Annotated in this window: 14 protein-coding genes; 9 read left to right on the top strand and 5 right to left on the bottom strand. The window is 60.6% G+C overall.

The genetic code is table 11. The features are described 5' to 3' along the window. Nucleotides 1–22: 22 nt before the first annotated feature. Complete coding sequence (locus tag HU765_RS23740) at nucleotides 23–7,213, bottom strand: DUF6543 domain-containing protein (protein ID WP_186623384.1); 7,191 nt, start codon at nucleotides 7,211–7,213, stop codon at nucleotides 23–25. 169 nt (nucleotides 7,214–7,382) lie between these two features. Between HU765_RS23740 and HU765_RS23745 the strand changes: the two genes are divergently transcribed. Then, a complete protein-coding gene (locus HU765_RS23745; RefSeq protein ID WP_186546439.1) occupies nucleotides 7,383–7,601 on the top strand; it encodes a DUF2970 domain-containing protein in 219 nt (72 codons plus the stop codon). Nucleotides 7,602–7,607: 6 nt separating this feature from the next. Here the strand turns inward: HU765_RS23745 and HU765_RS23750 are convergent, their stop codons facing one another. Further along, nucleotides 7,608–8,681, bottom strand: coding sequence for an ABC transporter substrate-binding protein (locus tag HU765_RS23750; protein WP_186623385.1), 1,074 nt, complete (start codon nucleotides 8,679–8,681; stop codon nucleotides 7,608–7,610). A gap of 522 nt (nucleotides 8,682–9,203) precedes the next feature. On the opposite strand from HU765_RS23750, the gene HU765_RS23755 reads away from it, so the two are divergent. Both HU765_RS23755 and HU765_RS23760 read left to right on the top strand, forming a co-directional pair. Next, nucleotides 9,204–10,862, top strand: coding sequence for a nitrite/sulfite reductase (locus HU765_RS23755; protein ID WP_186623386.1), 1,659 nt, complete (start codon nucleotides 9,204–9,206; stop codon nucleotides 10,860–10,862). Next, nucleotides 10,846–11,340 (top strand): DUF934 domain-containing protein, encoded by a 495-nt coding sequence (locus HU765_RS23760; RefSeq protein WP_186623387.1) that lies wholly within the window; start codon nucleotides 10,846–10,848, stop codon nucleotides 11,338–11,340. The genes HU765_RS23755 and HU765_RS23760 overlap by 17 nt, the downstream gene beginning before the upstream one ends. 68 nt (nucleotides 11,341–11,408) lie before the next feature. Here HU765_RS23760 and sohB read toward each other — a convergent pair whose 3' ends face one another. Beyond that, nucleotides 11,409–12,440 (bottom strand): protease SohB, encoded by a 1,032-nt coding sequence (gene sohB, locus HU765_RS23765; protein ID WP_186623388.1) that lies wholly within the window; start codon nucleotides 12,438–12,440, stop codon nucleotides 11,409–11,411. A gap of 204 nt (nucleotides 12,441–12,644) precedes the next feature. Between sohB and HU765_RS23770 the strand changes: the two genes are divergently transcribed. Continuing rightward, a complete protein-coding gene (locus tag HU765_RS23770) occupies nucleotides 12,645–13,355 on the top strand; it encodes a histidine phosphatase family protein (RefSeq protein WP_186623389.1) in 711 nt (236 codons plus the stop codon). A gap of 63 nt (nucleotides 13,356–13,418) precedes the next feature. After that, on the top strand, nucleotides 13,419–13,736 hold the full coding sequence (locus HU765_RS23775; RefSeq protein ID WP_016774477.1) for an SCP2 sterol-binding domain-containing protein: 318 nt from the start codon (nucleotides 13,419–13,421) through the stop codon (nucleotides 13,734–13,736). Nucleotides 13,737–13,838: 102 nt separating this feature from the next. On the opposite strand, the gene HU765_RS23780 is transcribed toward HU765_RS23775, so the two are convergent. Further along, complete coding sequence (locus HU765_RS23780; RefSeq protein ID WP_186546445.1) at nucleotides 13,839–14,333, bottom strand: RES family NAD+ phosphorylase; 495 nt, start codon at nucleotides 14,331–14,333, stop codon at nucleotides 13,839–13,841. Then, nucleotides 14,330–14,806 carry an MbcA/ParS/Xre antitoxin family protein gene (locus HU765_RS23785; RefSeq protein ID WP_186623390.1) on the bottom strand — a complete coding sequence of 159 codons (477 nt, stop codon included), beginning with the start codon at nucleotides 14,804–14,806 and terminating at the stop codon, nucleotides 14,330–14,332. Before HU765_RS23785 ends, HU765_RS23780 begins: the two co-directional genes overlap by 4 nt. 410 nt (nucleotides 14,807–15,216) lie before the next feature. On the opposite strand from HU765_RS23785, the gene HU765_RS23790 reads away from it, so the two are divergent. The 4 genes from HU765_RS23790 to HU765_RS23805 all read left to right on the top strand — a co-directional run bounded on the left by HU765_RS23790 (nucleotide 15,217) and on the right by HU765_RS23805 (nucleotide 20,221). Next, nucleotides 15,217–16,950 (top strand): enoyl-CoA hydratase-related protein, encoded by a 1,734-nt coding sequence (locus HU765_RS23790; RefSeq protein WP_186623391.1) that lies wholly within the window; start codon nucleotides 15,217–15,219, stop codon nucleotides 16,948–16,950. Nucleotides 16,951–17,026: 76 nt separating this feature from the next. Further along, nucleotides 17,027–17,890 (top strand): LysR family transcriptional regulator, encoded by an 864-nt coding sequence (locus HU765_RS23795; protein WP_186546697.1) that lies wholly within the window; start codon nucleotides 17,027–17,029, stop codon nucleotides 17,888–17,890. 112 nt (nucleotides 17,891–18,002) lie between these two features. Next, nucleotides 18,003–19,148, top strand: a complete 1,146-nt coding sequence (locus tag HU765_RS23800; protein WP_186623393.1) for an SRPBCC family protein — start codon at nucleotides 18,003–18,005, stop codon at nucleotides 19,146–19,148. A 56-nt stretch (nucleotides 19,149–19,204) separates the two neighbouring features. Continuing rightward, complete coding sequence (locus HU765_RS23805; protein WP_189684349.1) at nucleotides 19,205–20,221, top strand: SMP-30/gluconolactonase/LRE family protein; 1,017 nt, start codon at nucleotides 19,205–19,207, stop codon at nucleotides 20,219–20,221. The last annotated feature ends 84 nt before the right edge of the window (nucleotides 20,222–20,305 follow it).

Here is a 20,305-nt window from a genome sequence, read left to right on the forward strand (position 1 = left end):
AGATGCCCCTCATGTCAGAGCTTTACGGCCGCCATGAAGGGCCCGGCTGCGGTGAATCACGCCCCGGATGCTCCGCGACAAGGCCCTGCAGGTCGTTGACCACTCGACGGGTCAGCTCAATAAGGCTCTGTATGCGTTGGGATTCAATCGTAAAGCTCGCCTGAACCAGCTGCCGCTCGTATTGATCGTTGTCGATCTCCCCTCTTTCCAGCCGATCCTGTGTCTCGCTCAAGAGCTGATAGCCCTGCTCAGCGACGGCGGCATCGATTGCGTCCATTTCCGGCTGATAGTTTTCTTGCAGATAGGTGAGCCAGTAATCGCGCGACAGCATGCTCTCCAACAGTGCATCGGTTTGCTCCGCTGCCATGATCGAAGCCCGGGTTGTCGCCTGAAGCTCGCCACTGATCGGACGGTCGAAAGACATATGCGAGGGTTGTCCCGGCAACTCGATGCCGTCGGCCCAGCCGCGGGTCATCCCGATGCGATAACTCAGGCGCACTTCCGCAGGATCACTGCCCGGCTTCGCGGCTTGCGCCTCGGCCAGTGCCTCAACCCTTTCCAGGCGAAACAACTGCCGCGAGGTCCTTAACAGCGCCTGCCCTCGGCGCACGGGCTGGTTCAGCGGAATGTCGAGCAAGACGCGATAGACAGACACCCGCACTTCCATTTCACTGAACGCGAGTATCCGCCCGTCGATGCAGGTGCCATGGGTCTCGGCACCCTGGAACAGCAGCTCTCGCAGCTCGGTGTTTTCAGTCGCCGCTTGCATGACATCCCATAGTCGATGTGTGAGGTCGGCCGGTATCTGCCGGAACTCCTCGGTTAACCGCAGGAACCGGATCAACTGAAAAAAACGCTCATGGCCCGGCTCTTGCGCCAACTGCGTCCAAATCGCGCGGCGCGTCGCAATCAAGTGGGCAGGTGTGTCAGCCAGCCATGGCTCAAGTGCCCTGGGCGAGACATCGTAGACGGGTGACAAAACGTCTTCGGCAGGCAAGACGATTGCGCCAATGTCAACGTTGTCGGGTTCTGGAGAACTCTCGCCGCTGCCATAGATGCGCTCATCGACCATCGCGTCAATTTCGGTGCGAGAAACGCCCAGCGCATAGTTCGACTGATTCATTCGGGTGTGGTGCCTAAGGCGCTGCAGTGCGGTCAGTGACAGGTTGGGGTTCCCGGACAGGTCAGTACCGACAACCAGGTTCGGGTATTGGCCACGAAAGAGATTCGGCGGAATTTCCGCGATGCGATTGCCACTCAGAATCAACGTGTGCAAACGCGGAGCTTGCAAGACTGCCGCAGGCCACTCGCCCAAGCGGTTATCGCTTAAATCAAGGGTATCAAGGACGCCCAAGTCAGGCGCGGTGAACGCGGTTAACTGGTTATTGCCCAGATAAAGTCTTTGCAGCCGGTTGCTCAGCAGAGGATGAAGACGCGTCGCGCTGGCAAGGTTGCAGCGCTGCATGTGCAGCGCGACCAACTGATCCATCTGCAGCACCGCATCAGGTATCAGCGCCAGCTCATTGTCGCTGAGGTTCAGCACTTCAAGGTTGGCGAATGCAGCGAGAAACCCGTTGGCGACCTGCCCGGTCATTCCCACGCCCCTCAGATTCAGCGTCACGACTCTGGGTAGCGGCGTTACCAGCACCGGCAGATCGCCGATTGGCAAATTTTCCAGCTGCAGCTCCACATAGGATCTGCCCGGAGGGATCGTCAGCCCGGTGAGCCAGGCTTCCCTGATGCGCTCCGCTGCAATCTGCCGACCTTGCGCCGTGACGCGGCGTGTGCCGATGCCCCTCTCACGGGTATACAGCCAGTCGTTCAACTGGCGTGTCAGCGCCTCGAAATTGTGCTGCCACTCGCTAATGTGCACATCGATTTGTTCAATGCTCATCCCCGCCGCTCGCCACTCTCGCACATTGCGCTCAGCCAGCGCTTGCGTCACGAGCGGGTCCAGACGCTTCAAGCGCGTGACAAATCCAGCCTCGCCCACAGCGATGGGGCCTGGTTCGGGAAGCGGCAACAGCCGTTCAGCCAGGGAGGCGCCTGTTTCCCCCGGCGGAAATTGCGCCGGCAACGGTTCTGCCGCGAAACGCGCCAACGTGCCACGGCGCAGCCCCTGTGCCTGCTCGATGCGCTGCATCGCCGCTGCGAAGGCTGCCTGACCCGCTCCGTTGAAAGGGTTACCGCTGAAATGGCTCCTGAGCAGAACATCCGGGTCACTCAGTACGTGCTGCGGTAACTCGGCAATCTGGTTGTCGCGCAGGTCGAGCCAGGCCAACCGCGGCAGGTTTTCGGCGCCTGTGGGCCAGGCGTGCAACGACGTTGCCCTCAGGCTCAGCGCTTGCAGGTCGGGCAAGCCACTGACGTCCAGCGTGTGCAGACGGTAATTGCTCAGATTCAGGTATCTGATGTGTTGCAATCGGTCGATTTGCGCCTGCACTTCCGGGCCGAGGCGATTGCGCGAGGCATCCAGTCGCGTCAGCTCAGGCAGTTCATCGCTGGCAAACGGCAACTCAGTAAAACCGTTGCCGCTGATTTCAAGGGTTTCAGTAGCGCTGAACGCACGGATAAAACGGCGCGCCTGGGCCGCAGGCACGTCCAGCCCCCCCAGGCGCAACGTGCGCACGTGGGGAAAACTGCCGGCTGGAAGCGACGCCAGCGCCCTGATGGGTTCGACACCTGCGCCCAATGAGAGATTGATTCCCCTCTCAGGCCACTCAAACGTAGCAACATCGGCGGTCAGGCCATAACGTTGACGAACCGCTCCCAGCCAGCTGTTGTTAAGGGCACGTAACACTTCGACGTTGCTGCCTCTGACCGCTGGCACCCGCGGCGTTGTGGTGCGCCAGCCATCTGCCTGGACGGGTGGGTAAAACAGCTCAAAAATCTCCTCATGCTCCGCTCTGAGCTGTCTGATCGCCGCGAGTCGCTCTTGCGCAGTTGGCCAAGCGGCATTGAGTGCTTCGGGCAAGGCCGCCACCGACTCCGGCTCAAGGGCCATGGCGTCGAGTTCTGCAAGGCAATACTGGCTGACCATCTGGTCCACATCGACCAGATGCCCCAAGGGACCGGAGTAGCTGCTCACATACTCGTACGCGCGCATGAATGCTGCCGGGGAGATGTGTGACCAGTCCAGCGACAGCCCGGACCAAAGCCGCTCATGCCCACTGTACATCGACTCCGGTATTGAACTGATTGCGGTGCGCGAGAGGTCCAGCCGTTCAAGTTGTTCGAGCTGCTCAACGTAACCTGGCCATTGCCATAAGGCATTGGGGGCGTCGATTCGCAACCGTCGCAACCCGGTCAGTGGCGTCAGGTCCAGTGAATGCAAGCGGGTTGAATCCAAGCCTGAATAGTCGATGTGCAGCTCTTCCAGCGTCGTGAGTGCGCGCAGTCTGGGTGCAAAATCCGCAGACAGTGAGGGCGCGTGGCTGGTGAAGCGCAGACGGGTAAGCCCGGATAAGCGGGTGACTGCTACGGGCAACGTGGTGAGCGACGCGTGGTTGACGATCGGCTGGCCTGCGCCGTGCTCAAGATCGCCAATCGATAGATCCGTGACGCCGGGAAACTGCGTTAGAAACCCATCGGCATTGGCGTCTGTCATGCCGGAGCCGCGCACCGAGAGTTCACGCACATGGGCAAAGGACTGGGTCAGCCGCGGCAGCGGCGTATCACACACCAGCGACAGGCGTGTCGCTTCGGTGGTTTGTGCAGTTTGTGCGGCCAACGGAGCATTGCGCCAGGCAGCCCTGATTTGCCGGGAAAACTGCACGCGCTGCTGTTCCGCCCGCTGCCCCATCGGCTCAGCCTGCCAGTGTTCAAGCGTGTTATTAAGCGCGTGCCACTCACTGCGGCGTTCAGTCAGCACACCGAGAACGTCCCTTTCGCTGAGACCAGCCTGTTCGATAAGGAACGCCTGTGCTTGTCCAGGTCCCGGATAAAGTGCCAATACGCGCCTGCCCAGGTGAGGATTCAGACCTGGACCGCGGCCACTCGCGTAGTAGCCGGTGAGTTTCGCGTTCAGCCGCACCGGCGGCTTGAACCATTTGGCCCGCGGTGCCAGCAGCGACGCGGCGTCACGCCGATAAATCTGCGCAGCGTCGATGATGTTCCGTTGCAGTACATGGCTGGCACTGACCTCGGGCACGCCGAGGGCGGTACGTGCATCACCGGGCAGCGCGTGCATGATCGCGCTGTAGAAACTGTCGCCCTCACTGGGGACGCTGTCGAGGGCTTGCCCGCCGTCATCGAAGGCCTGAAAGACAGGCCCGTTTTTCACCAGATAGCGTTTGATCGGCGCGTTTGGTTGCCCGATGTGGTCAAGCAACGCGCCATTCGGGCTGCCCTCGCGCACCTCCAGACGCAACGTCGGTGGCCAGCCCGGCAAGCGCTCCAGTGCATGCAAGGCCAGGCGCCGGCTGCCCGCCGAGGCCAGATGATCGCTGCGCAATCCGGCAAATGCGCGCATCTGGCGCCCCTGACGCGCGTGCCAGCGAGCCTCTTCAAGCATGTTCAAGGGCGTTCGCCCCGTCGCATCCAGGCGAGCCAGTTCTGCCGCTGGGGCGTGATCAAGTACCTCCTGCGCTGCCGTGTCACTGAGGCCCGGGCACTCACGCTGAACCACACGGGCGCGCGCACTCACCGCTTCGGTGCCCTTGTAAAGGCTGTCGAAAACAGCTGATTGTCGCGAATAGGCAAAATCAGCGAGTTGCTGGCGGAAGGCCTCTGCCCTGGCGGTGCCCCTCGGTGAAACCTCATCGCCGAGCAGTTGGCGAATTTCGCTTTCCTCCAACGACTCGAGAATTCGCGCGGGCATTTCACCGTTTAGCACTTGCTCCCGAGTGAGCCGGATTGCGGGCTTGGTGAGGTGTGGGGGCAGTCGCTTCTGCTCGCCGTATCGGATGGAAGGTCCCGACAGCTGCGTGCCTTCGAAAACCTCCAGCGCCCGCGCGGTCGGCCAGCGTGGCATCTCGGTGACCAACGGCAAGCCGTACTGATAATGATGGTCAATCGGTGCGGCGCCACGTAATTGCTCGATCGTTTGGCGGGCCCCGGCCTCCGCCTTGAACAGACGCAAAGCATCAAGCAACTCGGGAGGCGGCGGCGCGTGGTCCAGGTGCATCTTGCGCAGGGTGCTTTCGCTGACCCCGCTGATGTCGGCCAGCATCAACAGCTTGCTTGCAGGAACACCATCAGTGACATGCCCCATGCGCCGCAGCAGCATCAGGCGGTCCCATGTCATCGGATGCTCCAGGCTCTGGCGCCAGGCGCCGCGGCCATTATGCTCGATCACAGGCCGGTAAGCGTTGGGTTCGCTGGGGTGCCTGATCAGCCACTGCCCCGTCGATTCATCAACGATCTGCTGGTAAAAATGGCCGCCCTGGCGCAGGTAAGTTTTGTCACCAACCTTGTATTGTCCCAGCTCATTTGGCCTGATCTCACCGCCGAGCGAGACATCGCACTCATAGCCACTCAGGTCGGGTTTCCACAGACGCGTTTCGCCGTTGGGCAAGGTTACCGGACTTAACCCTTCGATCACCGGTTCGGGCGCGACAGCGGTGAGTTTTTTAAAACCGGCCCCTGCACCGGCCATCAGTGCTATCAGCGCGAGGTTTTCGGCGACATCCACCAGATGCGCCTTGGCGGCGTGCTTGTCACCATCGCTCCACTCCACCACGCTCTCAACGGTTTCGGACAGCAATTGCGCGGCCATGATCCCCATCATGACTTCCCCCAGCCCCGGGACAAAGGCAGCCACGACATTCAGCCCCAGCATGCCAATTTCCAGCAGCGCTGCAAGCTTGGCATCGCGGACCTTGATATCGACATCGCGGGTGGGAACTGCATGACTGCGGGCGTCGGCCAGCACCTTATTTCGATGCTGATCATAGAGATAAGCCCACAGGTCGGTGTTTTCATCCCATAGGCTCTTGTCTTCACGTGGCAGGAGCGAGACAGCGGTGTAAGGTTCCGGCTCGGGCTCGTATTCCGTACGCTCAGGTGGCCGTTCATTAATCTTGAACAAAGGACCGAAAGGGTTGGTGATTTCGACGAGCTTCAGCCATGGCGTAGTCAGCAACCCGGACGGAGCGTCGTCACGCGGCCGAACGAACTGGCTGAAATAGTAAGGCTGCTTTTCATAAGGCATGAACTGGCCGAAAAAACGCTGATACGGCGTCGGATTGGCGCTCTGCGGCTGACTTGGGTCGCGCGCGCTCAGCAGGCGCTTGAGCGTGTCGCTCATTTGCGTGCCGGTATAGCGTTTCAGCGGATGTTCGGGGTCATTGGGCACATAAAGAATCAAGGCGTCGATCGGCTGGTTTTTTTCACAGATCGTGAAAAGCACACAGCCCACCAGCCTTTCGCGCATCAGGCCCAAGTCGTGAAACCAGACCTGTTTACCGCCCACCCGAGGGTTTACTTCGCCGTTGACGACCGAAAGAATCATCGCGTGATCTTGCGGCCCTATATCGTTCTCCAGTAATGCTCGTTCGGCCGCTGCCCGTAGCGCAGTTTTTTGCGCGGTAATGAAATGCTCGCGCAGGGACGTTTGCGCTGCGGGATCCGTGGGGTAGAAAAATCGGTTGAGATAGGTCTGGTACTTGCCGCCAATATTCAGCGTGCGACATAGCCGCATAAAATCATGAGCTTTCAAATTCTTTTTCACCGGCTTGTAAACACCGGGCGTGGCTGTTTCGCGGATAAAGCCGGAAGACCTGTGATAGGCGCCGGGCACGCATTCACGAGCCTCGAAATTGTGCAGCGCCGCCTGCAGCAGCGGCAGTTTCAGGACGTCGAACGAATCAACTTCAATATTGAAGATACCCAAGGTTAACGGACGCACGAGGCATAGCAGCGTGGTGTCGACATCAGCGTGAACGTTGTGATGCTTCCTCAGCGCTCTGGTCAGTATTGGCCGGGCGAACGCGTCGATGTCCTTTAATCCAGACAGGGTTTTGTCCAGTCGCACCTGCGCCGCCATACTGTCCTTGAAAGCAGCATCCACTGCCTTGCGTTGTTGCGGTGAGGCTCGCGTGTACCACCGCGGCAGGCTGGTCCCGGCCTGCCGGAGCGCCTGTTTTCGCTGCGCAGAAGCATTGATGAGCCATTCTGGTACCGCCGCTTCAAGGTATGGCGCGTGAAGACTGTCGGTGGCGTGAGGGATTGCCGTGAGCGGTGGGTCGGTCGGGGTGACGGAATTGAGGGACATACATCGCTCCTGTAAATGGAGCTACAGCACACCATCGCGCTAGTCCTGCGCAGCGATACATAGTTATAGGCCCGAGGCGAAGTTGTAACGATATGCCCTTGTCAGCCGGGGCAGGCATTTGCCGGCGGCTTGACTATGCTTGTCGTGCACGACTTTCGAAGAGGGATATATGGACGATCCAGTCGATAACAAACCGCCGACCTTCTGGCAGATGCTGCACAGCGTCATGGCAGCGGCATTCGGGGTGCAGAGCGGCAAGAATCGGGCGCGGGACTTTACCCATGGCAAACCCAGCCATTTTGTGCTGCTGGGTATTCTGTTCACCGCGGTGTTTGCCCTGGTGCTGTTTGCGGTGGTCAAGCTGGTGCTGCATTTCGCCGGGGTCTGACCGGGCTCAGCGCATCAGCGTTTGCAGCGAAAACGGATAGCGGTACGCCGGCGGGCGCCCCTTGGCCGACAGTGTGTGGAAACGCACGCCATAATCGGGCGTTGCGCCCTGTACCAGCATCCGCTGTGCGTGCGCCTTGTCGATCAGTTGCAACAGCGGAACCTGTCGATCGCGCCCGCCGTACTGGTTGAGGTCGACGCCTTGATCATGGTCGTGTATCGCAACCAGTGCCCAGCCGCCCAAGGTGAAATGGCCGCCGACCAGCGCGCTGAGGCGCCCGTCGATCAGCGCCTGCAACGCCGTCGGTGAGGTGTTTACCGCACTGAACAACACATCTTTGCCGGCGACTTTGCCCTGTTCGGCAAAAGCCTGCATGGCGCCGAAGGCCATTTCGTCATTGGCCGACCAGACCAGCGAAACGTTCGGATAACGGCCCAGCAACAGCTTTGCCTGTTCATAAGCGCGCTGGCGATTCCAGCCGCTGTGGAGCAACTGCCGCAGGCGCACCTGCGGGTGTTCGGCCAACGCGCGCTGCATGCCGCGTTCGCGCAGTTGCGCCGATGGAGTGATTTTCAGCCCGGAGAACGCCAGCAGCTCGATCTGTTCGCCGCGCGCCACGGGCGGATGTCGGCGGATCAACTCCTTCATCATCAGGTAACCGCCCTCCTCGTCGTTCGGCACCAGGCTGCCGATCCGGTCCGGGTGTTCGCCCGACAGGGCTTGCTGATCCGCCGTGAGCGCGGCATTGACCATGAACAGCTTGACGCCGCTGTCATGCGCCAGGCGCAGAATCTGCGGCGCGACGTATTGTTCGTTGACGAACACCAGATAGTCGGGACGCTGCGGCCCCTGCAACGCGATGCGCGCCTGCGCCACGGTCAGTTCGGGCTGGCGCTGGGCATAGAGAATCTGCAGATCGATCCCCAGGTCCCGGGCAGCGGCCTGCATGAATTGCGAATAGCTGAGCCAGAAAGCTTCCGTGGTCGAACCCGGATTGAGAAACAGCACCGATTCGGCCCGCGCGCAGGTGTGCAGCAGCACGCCCGACAGCAGCAGGCAGATGTGGAGAAACTTGAACATGAAGCATCCGGGCCCCGGAAAAAATGGCCGCGCATTATAGCCATCGAACCAAGGGCTATTGACGCCTGATTCCGTTTTTGTCCGACAATCGTCGCGCGCAGACCCGGATGGGTCGTTTATTGATGGCTGACCCAGAACACCGCGGTTCCCACCACCAGGATGATCAGGAACAAAATGGCCCATGCATCAACGCTGCTATCACTTTTCCTTGCTTTGGTCGGGTTGCTCATTGCATCGCCTCTTATCGGTTTTATCGGTGATTGCACAAAGACTCGTCCACAGTTAAGACGATGATTGTCCGCACGACAAATGTGGATTAGCGAATAACCTTTCTCGTTAGGCGTTTTGGTTCTTTACATATACTCAAACATCACTTTTGCGCATAACTGCAAACGGGTATATTGCCCCGGCTCCGTCAGGGAGTGCGCGGCCGTGCGCGCAGAATTGCAGAGGCACAATCGGACTCCAGCAAGCGAAAACGCAGCGTTTTCCGAGTAGCCCAAGCCTGAGAACAGGACTTATATGTACGTATACGACGAGTACGATCAGCGGATCATCGAGGACCGCGTCAAGCAGTTCCGTGATCAGACCCGACGCTATCTGGCAGGTGAACTGAGCGAAGAAGAATTCCGCCCCCTGCGCCTGCAAAATGGCCTGTACATCCAGCGCTTTGCGCCGATGCTGCGCGTGGCCGTGCCTTACGGCCAACTGACCTCGCGTCAGGTGCGCATGATGGCCAAGATTGCCCGCGACTACGACAAGGGCTACGCCCACATCAGTACGCGGCAGAACGTGCAGTTCAACTGGCCGGCGGTGGAAGACATCCCGGATATTCTGGCTGAGCTGGCGACCGTGCAGATGCACGCGATCCAGACCAGCGGCAACTGCCTGCGAAACGTCACCACCGACCAGTTCGCCGGTGTCGCCGCCGACGAAGTGATCGATCCGCGCCCATGGTGCGAGATCGTCCGCCAGTGGACGACGTTCCACCCGGAATTCGCCTACCTGCCGCGTAAATTCAAGATCGCCGTCAACGGCTCGACCGCTGACCGCGCCGCCATCGAAGTCCACGACATCGGTCTGGAACCGGTCTATAACGCCGCTGGCGAGTTGGGCTTTCGCGTGCTGGTCGGCGGTGGTCTGGGTCGTACGCCGGTCGTGGGCGCGTTCATCAACGAGTTTCTGCCGTGGCAGGACCTGTTGAGCTACCTCGACGCCATCCTGCGGGTCTACAACCGCTACGGCCGTCGTGACAACAAATACAAGGCGCGGATCAAGATCCTCGTCAAAGCCCTCACGCCAGAAGTGTTCGCGCAAAAAGTCGAAGCGGAAATGGAGCACCTGCGCGGTGGCCAGACCACGCTGACCGAAGCCGAACTGCAGCGTGTCGCCAAGCACTTCGTCGATCCCGATTACAAGGTCCTCGACAACCAGACCGCGCAACTGGCCGATCTGGATCAAGAACACCCCGGTTTTGCCCGCTGGCGTACGCGCAACACCCTGGCGCACAAGAAGCCGGGCTATGTCGCCGTGACCCTGTCGCTGAAACCGACCGGCGTTGCGCCGGGCGACATCACCGACAAACAGCTTGATGCCGTCGCCGATCTGGCCGACCGCTACAGCTTCGGGCAACTGCGCACCTCCCACGAGCAGAACATCATTCTGGCCGACGTCGAGCAGAGCCAGTTGTTCACCCTGTGGGGCGAGCTGCGCGAGCAAGGTTTCGCGACCCCGAACATCGGCCTGCTGACCGACATCATCTGCTGCCCGGGCGGTGACTTCTGCTCGCTGGCCAACGCCAAGTCGATCCCGATTGCCGAATCGATCCAGCGCCGCTTCGACGATCTGGACTACCTGTTCGACATCGGCGAGCTGGACCTGAACATTTCTGGCTGCATGAACGCCTGCGGCCACCACCATGTCGGCCACATCGGCATCCTCGGGGTGGACAAGAAAGGTGAGGAGTTCTATCAGGTGTCCCTCGGTGGCAGCGCCAGCCGCGATGCCAGCCTGGGCAAAATCCTCGGTCCGTCCTTCGCTCAGGAAGCCATGCCGGATGTCATTTCGAAGCTGATTGACGTGTACGTCGAACAACGTACCGAAGACGAGCGCTTCATTGACACCTACCAGCGTATTGGCATCGACCTCTTCAAGGAACGCGTCTATGCAGCGAATCATTAAGAACAACGAAGTCGTCGACGAAACCTGGCACCTGCTGCCAAAGGACGCGACCTTCGACGGCATTTCCAACTGCGACGACCTGATCGTGCCGCTGTCGCTGTGGCGCGATCATGGCCATGCCCTGAAAGCCCGTGACGGCGGTCTGGGCGTGTGGCTGGATGCGGACGAGGAAGCCGAGGAAATCGGTGAAGACGTCAATTGCTTTCAGGTCATCGCTCTGAACTTCCCGGCGTTCACCGACGGTCGCAACTACTCCAACGCGCGTCTGCTGCGTGATCGTTACGGGTTCAAAGGCGAGCTGCGGGCAATCGGCGATGTGCTGCGTGATCAGTTGTTCTACATGCGCCGCTGCGGTTTCGATGCGTTTGCCGTGCGTCCCGACAAAGACCCTTACGAAGCCCTCGAAGGCCTCAAGGACTTTTCGGTGACTTATCAGGCCGCCACTGACGAGCCGTTGCCGCTGTTCCGCCGCCGCTAGGCCTTCGGCTAAAGCTGCGGACATAAAAACGCCGGTCATGTGACCGGCGTTTTTTTATGTCTGGAGATTTACCAGAAGCGTTGTTGAGTCAGGCGACTCCACCAGTTCAGCAGTACGCGGTCGACCGAACCGCTGGCAGCCATGCCGATACGTTCTTGCAGGCTTTTGCGCTCGGCGTAATGCAGATGGTAAACCTCGGCTTTCTTCGCCCGGTCGGCCAGATATTCATCACTGGTCTTGAGTTCGTCCACCAATTGCTTGTCGAGCGCCGCAATGCCTAGCCAGACTTCACCCGTGGCGACTTCGTCGATCGCCAGTTGCGGACGGTAACGGGCAACGAAGTTCTTGAACAGCTGATGGGTGATATCCAGGTCTTCCTGAAACTTCTCTCGGCCTTTTTCGGTGTTTTCGCCAAACACGGTCAGGGTGCGTTTGTATTCACCGGCGGTCAGCACTTCGAAATCAATATCATGCTTTTTCAGCAGGCGGTTGACGTTAGGCAACTGGGCAACCACGCCGATGGAACCGAGGATGGCGAACGGCGCGCTGATAATCTTCTCGCCGATGCACGCCATCATGTAGCCGCCGCTGGCCGCGACCTTGTCGATACACACGGTCAACGGCACGCCGGCCTCGCGGATCCGCGCCAGTTGCGAGGAGGCCAGGCCATAGCTGTGCACCATTCCGCCGCCGCTTTCCAGGCGCAGGACCACTTCGTCTTTCGGCGTCGCCAGGGTCAGCAATGCGGTGATTTCGTGGCGCAGGCTTCCAGTGGCCGAGGCTTTGATGTCGCCATCGAAGTCGAGCACAAAGACCCGTGGCCGGGTTTGAGGTTTGCTCTTCTGCTTCTTCTCGCTTTTCTCGGTTTTCGCTTCGCCCTTGCGCAAGGCCTTGAGCTGGTCCTTGTCGAGCAACGTCTGCTCCAGGCGCTCGCGCAAGCCTTTGTAGAAATCGTTGAGCTTGCTGACCTGCAACTGCCCCGCCGACTTGCGCCGGCCCTTGCTGCGCAACGCGGCAAAACTGGCGAGCACCACCAGGATGGCAATCACCAGGGTGACGGTCTTGGCCAGGAAACTGGCGTATTCGGTGAAAAAATCCACAGAGACTCCTCAAAGCAATGCGTGAAAGTGAAACACACGCGGGATGGTCCAAGCATACCCATGCGCTGACCGGTCGGCCAGCCGTGAAACCTCTGGCAACAGGCCTGTAACGGGCATTTCAAACAAGCGTATGTTTTTTCATTGACAGCTCACCGCCATCCTCATAACCTCGCCAAACCTTCAACGTACCGGGATGACGCGGACGTGGGCAGCATTTACTTGATTCGACATGGCCAGGCCTCCTTCGGTGCAGACGATTATGACGTCCTGTCGGCGACCGGCGTACGGCAGGCAGAAATCCTCGGCCAGCACCTTGCAGAACTGGGGATCCGCTTCGATCGCTGCCTCGCCGGCGACCTGCGCCGTCAGCAACACACCGCCACCAGCGCCTTGGATCAGTTCAGCGCCAAAGGCCTGCCGGTGCCGGTCCTGGAAACCGACTCCGCGTTCAACGAATTCGATGCCGACGCGGTGATTCGCGCTCTGCTCCCGGCCATGCTGCCGGATGAGCCCGAAGCCCTCGACATCCTGCGCAACGCCGCCCAGAACCGTGGCGAGTTCCAACGCATCTTCGCCTTGATCGTCGAACGCTGGCTGGCTGGCACCTACGACACGCCCGGCCTGGAGAGCTGGCTGGGGTTCGTCGAGCGGGTTCAGGCCGGGCTGCACCGCATCCTCGATCTGGCGCAAAAAAACCAGACCATCGCGGTATTCACCTCAGGCGGCACCATCACCGCCCTGCTCCACCTCATTACCCAAATGCCTGCCCGACAGGCCTTTGAACTGAACTGGCAGATCGTCAACACCTCGCTCAACCAACTGAAATTTCGTGGTCGCGAGGTGGCTCTGGCTTCCTTCAACAGTCACGCACACCTGCAACTGCTGAAGGCTCCGGAACTCATCACTTTCCGCTGAGTCCGGCTTACTGTGACCCTAGTTGTATTCACCCAGCTCCTATTACCAAGAAAGGATCGAACCATGACCTCCGTAGCTGATGCCGTAAAAGCAATGCAAGCCAAGTTCAACCCAGCCGCCGCTGCCGGTCTGGATCTGGTCTTCGGTTTCAACATCACCGACGAAGACAAGCAGTACGCGCTGATCGTCAAGGATGGCACTTGCGACATCCAGGAAGGCGAAAACCCGGACGCCAACTGCACGCTGGTGCTGGATAGCCAGACCTTGAAAGACATCGTCAGCGGCGAAACCGACGGCATGCAGGCATTCATGGGCGGCAAACTGCGCGTTGAAGGCGATATGATGCTGTCGATGAAACTGTCCGAGCTATTCCCTTCGTAAGAAGCCGCTTGGTCAAACAAATCCCGTCATCTGGCGGGATTTGTCATTTAAGCAGCCGAAAAAGTGAAGAGTCGGCTTCACCCTCCGCTTGCTCAAGCACGCTCAGACCTCCTGCAATAACCGCGTGTCCAGCCCAAATCGTTCTTGCGAAACCATTCGGAACTGACCTTCCGCCAGGTCGCAACTCACCAGCAGATTCCAGGAGTGTCTGGTTGCCACCGAGGGCACCAGTATGAAAGGGTGCTCAGCCAACAGCGCGTCGGCAAACTTTCGCTGGTTGGGTGACGCTCTTATCGGGTTGAGCCAATGCGGATTGGGCACGTCTTCCGGCTGGACAATTCTGACGCTGGCTTCATGGATGATTTCAAAACAGGTCAACACATAAGGTTCCTGATCGAGCGCATCGAAACTGCCATGGGCGGCCACCTCCAAAATGGCCGTGGAGGGATCAACTGACGCGTAAACGACTCTGCGTCCGGGTGTATTCCATCGGCCGCCGTCCCGTTTCGAACCCAGGCCGCTGCTCCAGGTATCGCTGTACACCTCGCGATCAAGTCGCCAGGCGTACCAGCGATCATCCCACGGCAAGGGATTCATTGATAAACCCCGTATTTGATCTGGTTCAGATACTCCTCCACCATCCGGAATCCCAATGCATGTCCAACCAGATCGAGCGGCACGTGATCATAGAAGTAGGTCGAGCGTTGTTGTAGCCAGGACTCCGCCTTCGCCTGACGTCCAAACACTTCATTGGCCAGTTCCAGAGCCGAGGCGTATTGGTAGGCGATGATGCTTTGCTGCGTGTCCAGGCGCACCGGTATGGCTTCCTTGAGCAGGCGCCGCACCGTTCTGACAGACCTGCCGGTGATACGCTTGACCAGATCGCCTTGCTGATAGAGCTCGCAGGTGGCGAGCATGTTGACGACATCGAGCAGTTCAAACCCTTCGCTGGTGCAACGGAGAATGAGCATCGGGTCGTCGCCCGTGTCCTGCCCGCGGAGTAACAACTCCAGAGGCTTGCCTTCGAGCCTCTTCAATCCCGTTAGCCGGGGCGCTTTGGCGGTGGGCATGGCGACGGCCTCCGAGGGGCATCTGGCGCGATCGTCGCGCCAGTAATGGCGTGGGGGGTAAGCAGGGGTATGGCTTTCAATCAGTGGGATTCGCATATTCCATCCTTTGTCCGGGCTTCGAGCGATCAGTACGCTCGCTGACTTCAATGTCTGGAGCTGATGCTATAGATCCAGCGTCCGACGACCAACCTGAAAGAGTCGTCAGAAATATCCCTTCATCTGATCGAAACGGTCACGCTTGCGTAGGACTTAAACGGAAATTCAGCGACTGAACTGAAGCCTTCGTCTGACACAACGTTGACCCCGGTCACATGGGGCCAGGCAGTCACTGATTATTCTCCCCGCTCCATCGAAGGCCAAGGACGGCTCACCGGGAGCCTGCGGCCGATCCCGTTCAAGGAAGAAACCTCATGCGAGCACTCAATATCATTCTGCTGTCCTCCGCGTTCAACGGCTTGACCCAGCGTGCCTGGCTGGAGCTGCGTCAGGCCGGGCACTCCCCCAGCGTCGTGGTGTTTACCGACGAAGACGCCGTGTGCGAACAGATCGAACACAGCGGCGCCGATCTGGTGATTTGCCCGTTTCTCAAGGACCGCGTGCCGCAAGCACTGTGGCGTAACCGCCAGCGGCCGGTGGTGATCATTCACCCGGGCATCGTCGGCGACCGTGGCGCCAGCGCGCTGGACTGGGCGATTACCCACGAGTTGTCGCGCTGGGGCGTTACCGCTCTGCAAGCCGTGGAAGAGATGGATGCCGGCCCGGTGTGGGCCACCTGTGAATTCAACCTGCCGGCGGGCCTGCGCAAATCCGAGCTGTACAACGGCCGGGTCAGCGACGCGGCGATGGTGTGCATTCGCGAAGTGGTAGAAAAATTCGTCGAAGGCTATGTGCCGGTTGAACTGGACTATGCCGATCCGAACGTCCGCGGTCGCCTCCAAGTGAACATGAAACAGACCGATCGCAGCTTCAGCTGGCACGATTGCGCGACCTTTATCAAACGCTGCATCGACGCGGCGGACGGACAGCCCGGCGTGCTGGCCAGCCTGGCGGGCGGCCAGTATTACCTGTTTGATGCGCACCTCGACGCGCGCAGCGGCGTGCCGGGCGAACTGCTCGCGGTGCGTGACGATGCGGTGCTGGTGGCGACCGGCGATCAGAGCCTGTGGATCGGCTCGCTGCGGCGCAAACCGCAACCCGGCGAAGAAACCTTCAAGCAACCGGCGCGGCATGTGCTGGCCGGGCAGTTGGCGGATGTCCCGGTGCTGGACGCGGCGTTTGTCACTCAGGCGTTCAGCACCGAAGCCTATCAACCGCTGCGGTATCGCGAGTGCGGACACGTCGGCGAGCTGACGTTCGAGTTCTATAACGGCGCCATGAGCACCGAGCAGTGCCAGCGCATGGTCGCTGCGCTGCGTTGGGCCAAGGCCCGCGACACCCAAGTGCTGCTGATCAAGGGTGGCCGTGGCAGTTTTTCCAACGGCGTACACCTGAATGTGATTCAAGCCGCACAGGACCCGGGCGCTGAAGCCTGGGCGAACATTCAGGCCATCGACGATGTCTGCGAGGAGCTGCTCAGTGCCCGGCAACTGGTGGTCAGCGGCGTGACGGGCAATGCCGGCGCCGGTGGCGTGATGCTCGCGCTGGCCGCCGACATCGTGTTTGCCCGCGCCGGGATCGTGCTTAACCCGCACTACAAGAGCATGGGTCTGTACGGCTCGGAATTCTGGACCTACAGCCTGCCCCGTGCGGTCGGCCCAGCGATGGCCGAGCAGTTGACCCAGGCCTGTCTGCCGGTGAGCGCCAGCGAGGCCTGGCAATTGGGCATGGTTCAGGAAATCGGCCCGCGTTGCCCGGACGAATTTGCACTGTGGTTGCTGCAGCGGGCCAACAGCGTGCTGAGCGACCCGACGTACGCGGCGGTGCGTGAGAGCAAGTCGCAGGTTGATCACGCGCTTATCCGCCAATGCCGCGAGGCCGAGTTGCGGCAGATGCAGCAGGACATGTGCTTTAACCGCCACGGGTTCGCCGAAAAGTGCCGCCACTTCGTGTACAAGCGCAAAGCTTGCGGCACACCGGCGCGGTTGGTCGAAGCATGGGCGCAGTCGGGTGAAGTGGAAGTGACCGAGTCTCCCGTGCAGGCGTGAGCCTGCTGGCGATTGAACGATGACGGGGGTCCCGTGGGCACTTACAATGCGCCCACTCTCCAACACCGGCCCGCCCATGGACATCGATCTCGCCCGCACTTTTCTGGAAATCGTTCGTCACGGCAGCCTCGCCGCGGCGGCGCAGAAGCTGTTCGTCACGCAAACGGCGATCACCGCCCGGGTGCAGAAACTCGAAAGCCAGTTGGGCAGCACGCTGTTCGTGCGTAACCGCGCCGGGGCCAGGCTGACGCCCAACGGCGAAGCCTTCGTGGTCTACGCCAATCAACTGGTGCAGACCTGGGAGGCTGCGCGCCGCGATCTGCCGCTGCCGGAGGGCTATCACAACGTGCTGCACATCGGCGGCGAGGTCAGCTTGTGCAATCCACTGATGCTCAGTTGGGCCGCCGAACTGCGCGAGCACATTCCCAGCCATGCCCTGCGCATGGAAATCCGCGACGGCGAGAACCTGCTGCGCCAACTGGAGCTGGGCGTGCTCGACGCCGCGCTGGTCTATCAGCCGGAGTATTGGCCGGGCCTGCAGGTCGAGCAGGTGCTGGAGGAAAAACTAATTCTGGTGCGCGCGCCCGAGCGGCCCGATCCCTATGTCTATATCGATTGGGGCCCTGATTTCCGCCGTCAGCACGATGCCGCCCTGCCAGAAAAAGCCAAGGCTGCGCTGAGTTTCAACCTCGGCCCGCTGGCCCTGCAATACATCCTCGAACACGGCGGCAGCGGCTACTTTCGTACCCGTGTGGTGCGTACCTATCTGGAAAACGGTGCGCTGGAAATCGTGACCAAAGCGCCAGAGTTCGGCTATCCGACCTATCTCGTGTACTCCCGCGATCGCGACTCGACGACCCTGCAACACGCGTTTGATCTGCTGCGCGAAGTGATCCGAACCGATGACGACTGGTCGCAGCGCTGGAACCCGTTGAGCTGAGACGGCGCCTTCACTCCAGTGCATGGCGCATGTGGCCTCAAGGTTGGCCCGGCACGCGGCCATGGATCGGCTAATCTGCCCGGTATAACAACAATACCCGCAGGTGAGCGCAGTGAGGCAAACCACCGAGGCATTCCGCAGCCGTTACCGGGCGGCCATTCATCCGCTGTATAACCCGTGGCTGCACGGTGCTTTTGTGCTGCTGTTCGGCGTGCTGGCCATCGGCGCTTTCTGGAGTACCGTGCAACAGGTCAGCTGGCAGCAATGGCTGACCGTCCCGCTGACGTTGCTGTTGTTCAATTTCGGCGTGTACATGGTTCATCGTCATCTCGGCCACCATAAAAAGCCCTTTGCCAGGATGTTCTATGCCCGGCATGCCGGCGATCATCACAGCTTTTTCACCCCCGGCCACATGGCCTACGACAGCGCCCGTGACTGGCGGGTGATCCTGTTTCCGGCGTGGCTTATCGTGCTGCATACGTTGCTCATCACGCTGCCGCTGTGGTGGTTGCTCGCACAGATCAACGCCAACGTTGCCGGGCTGTTCGGCGGCTGCATGGTGCTCGGCTATCTGACGTACGAGGTGTTTCACGCCTGTGAACACCTGCCGGCGGGCCATCCGCTGGCGCGTTTGCCGTGGATCCGCCAGATGCGCCACTTGCACGCACTGCACCACCGCCGCGAGTGCATGCAGGTGCGCAATTTCAATATTGTCCTGCCGTTGATGGACACCCTGTTCGGCACCCTTTACCGGGAGCCGGAACCCGCCCCTTTGAGCGCTTCGACAATGCCCATGACCCGCCTGCAGCACTCGATCGATATCACTGGCGAACCCGTTGCCGTACTCGCCTATGCCGCCAGCGCCAGCCGTTGGCCGCAGTGGCATCCGTCGTCGTTGAAGATCGACGGCCCGCAGGGTCCGCTGCATGCCGGCGCGCGTTTTGAAGAGGACATCCATGCCGGCGGACGTGCCGGGCATTTGCGCTGGGAAGTCACGGAATATTTGCCGGGCCGACGCTGGTGTGCGCTTGCGCAAGGTGATCAGGGGCTGTCGTTGCGGCTGACTTACGAGTGTTCGGCTGAAGGTGACGGCACGCGTTTTGTGCGCACGCTGGAGTATCGCTTTGACGGCCTCATCATGCGCATCGCCAATCGCCTGCTGCTCAAACGGCGCATCGAACGTGAGTCTGCCGCCTCGCTGCTGGCGTTGCGCGACAGGGCCGCGCAGGACATCGCGTCGGCGAGGGCCAGCGCGTGAGACTACGTCATGGGCTGTGGTTGCTGCTCGTCCTGGTTGGCGGATTTTTATTGTTGATGCCAACCCGCGTCGAACCGGTGGCCTGGACACCGCCACCGGCGCCTTCGCTGACAGCCGGGCTCTACGCCGAGAACCAGCGCCTCAAAGGTGTGGCGAAAGTCGGACCGAGCGACATCGACGGCCCCGAGGCGTTGTTGCTGGAGGACGACTACCTGATCACTGGCCTGCATGACGGTCGGCTGATCCGCAGCAGCCTCGACGGCAGCCAGCGCAAGGTGCTGGCCGACACTGGCGGCAGGCCTCTGGGGCTGGCCCGCCATCCCGGCGGTTTGCTGGTGATTGCCGACGCGGTCAAGGGCTTGCTGTCCCTCGACGCCCAGGGACGGGTGATTGCCTTGACCACCGAGGCCAATGGCTTGGCGTTCGGTTTTACCGATGATGTAGTGATCGACAAGTCTGGGCATTACGCCTACTTCAGCGATGCCTCGAGTCGCTGGGGCTATGGCCATGACGGTGAGGCGATCATCGAGCATGGCGGTGACGGACGCCTGCTGCGCTACGACTTTCAGACCGGTAAGACCAGCCTGTTGCTGGACAAACTGGAGTTCGCCAACGGCGTGACCCTCGGCCCGGACGAGGCCTATGTGCTGGTCAATGAAACCGGGGCTTACCGCATCAGCCGCTACTGGCTGAAGGGTCCCAAGGCCGGCACGCACGACTTGTTCATCGAGAACCTGCCGGGGCTGCCGGACAACCTGTCGTTCAATGGCAGCGACCGATTCTGGGTGGCCTTGTATGCGCCACGCAACGCCCTGCTCGACGGCACCGCCGGGCACCCGTTTGTGCGCAAGATGATTGTCCGGGCGCTGACGGTGCTGCCAAAACCGGTGGAGAAGCGCGGGTTTGTGCTGGGGCTGGATGTGGACGGCAAGGTGATTGCCAATCTGCAGGACGCCAGCAGCGGAAATTACTCGCCGATCACCACGGTGCGCGAGTATGGGCAGTGGTTGTATTTCGGTTCGCTGAAGGCGACACACATGGGGCGGTTGGCGCTGGACGCGGCGTTAAAGTGAGGGCTTTGTACAGAACGAACTGACGCCTTCGCGAGCAGGCTCGCTCCCACAGGGAGAATGCATTTCCTTGTGGGAGTGAGCCTG

Origin of the sequence: Pseudomonas sp. SWRI81 (assembly GCF_014268545.1) — a bacterium.
In the GTDB taxonomy this organism is placed as follows: domain Bacteria; phylum Pseudomonadota; class Gammaproteobacteria; order Pseudomonadales; family Pseudomonadaceae; genus Aquipseudomonas; species Aquipseudomonas hamedanensis.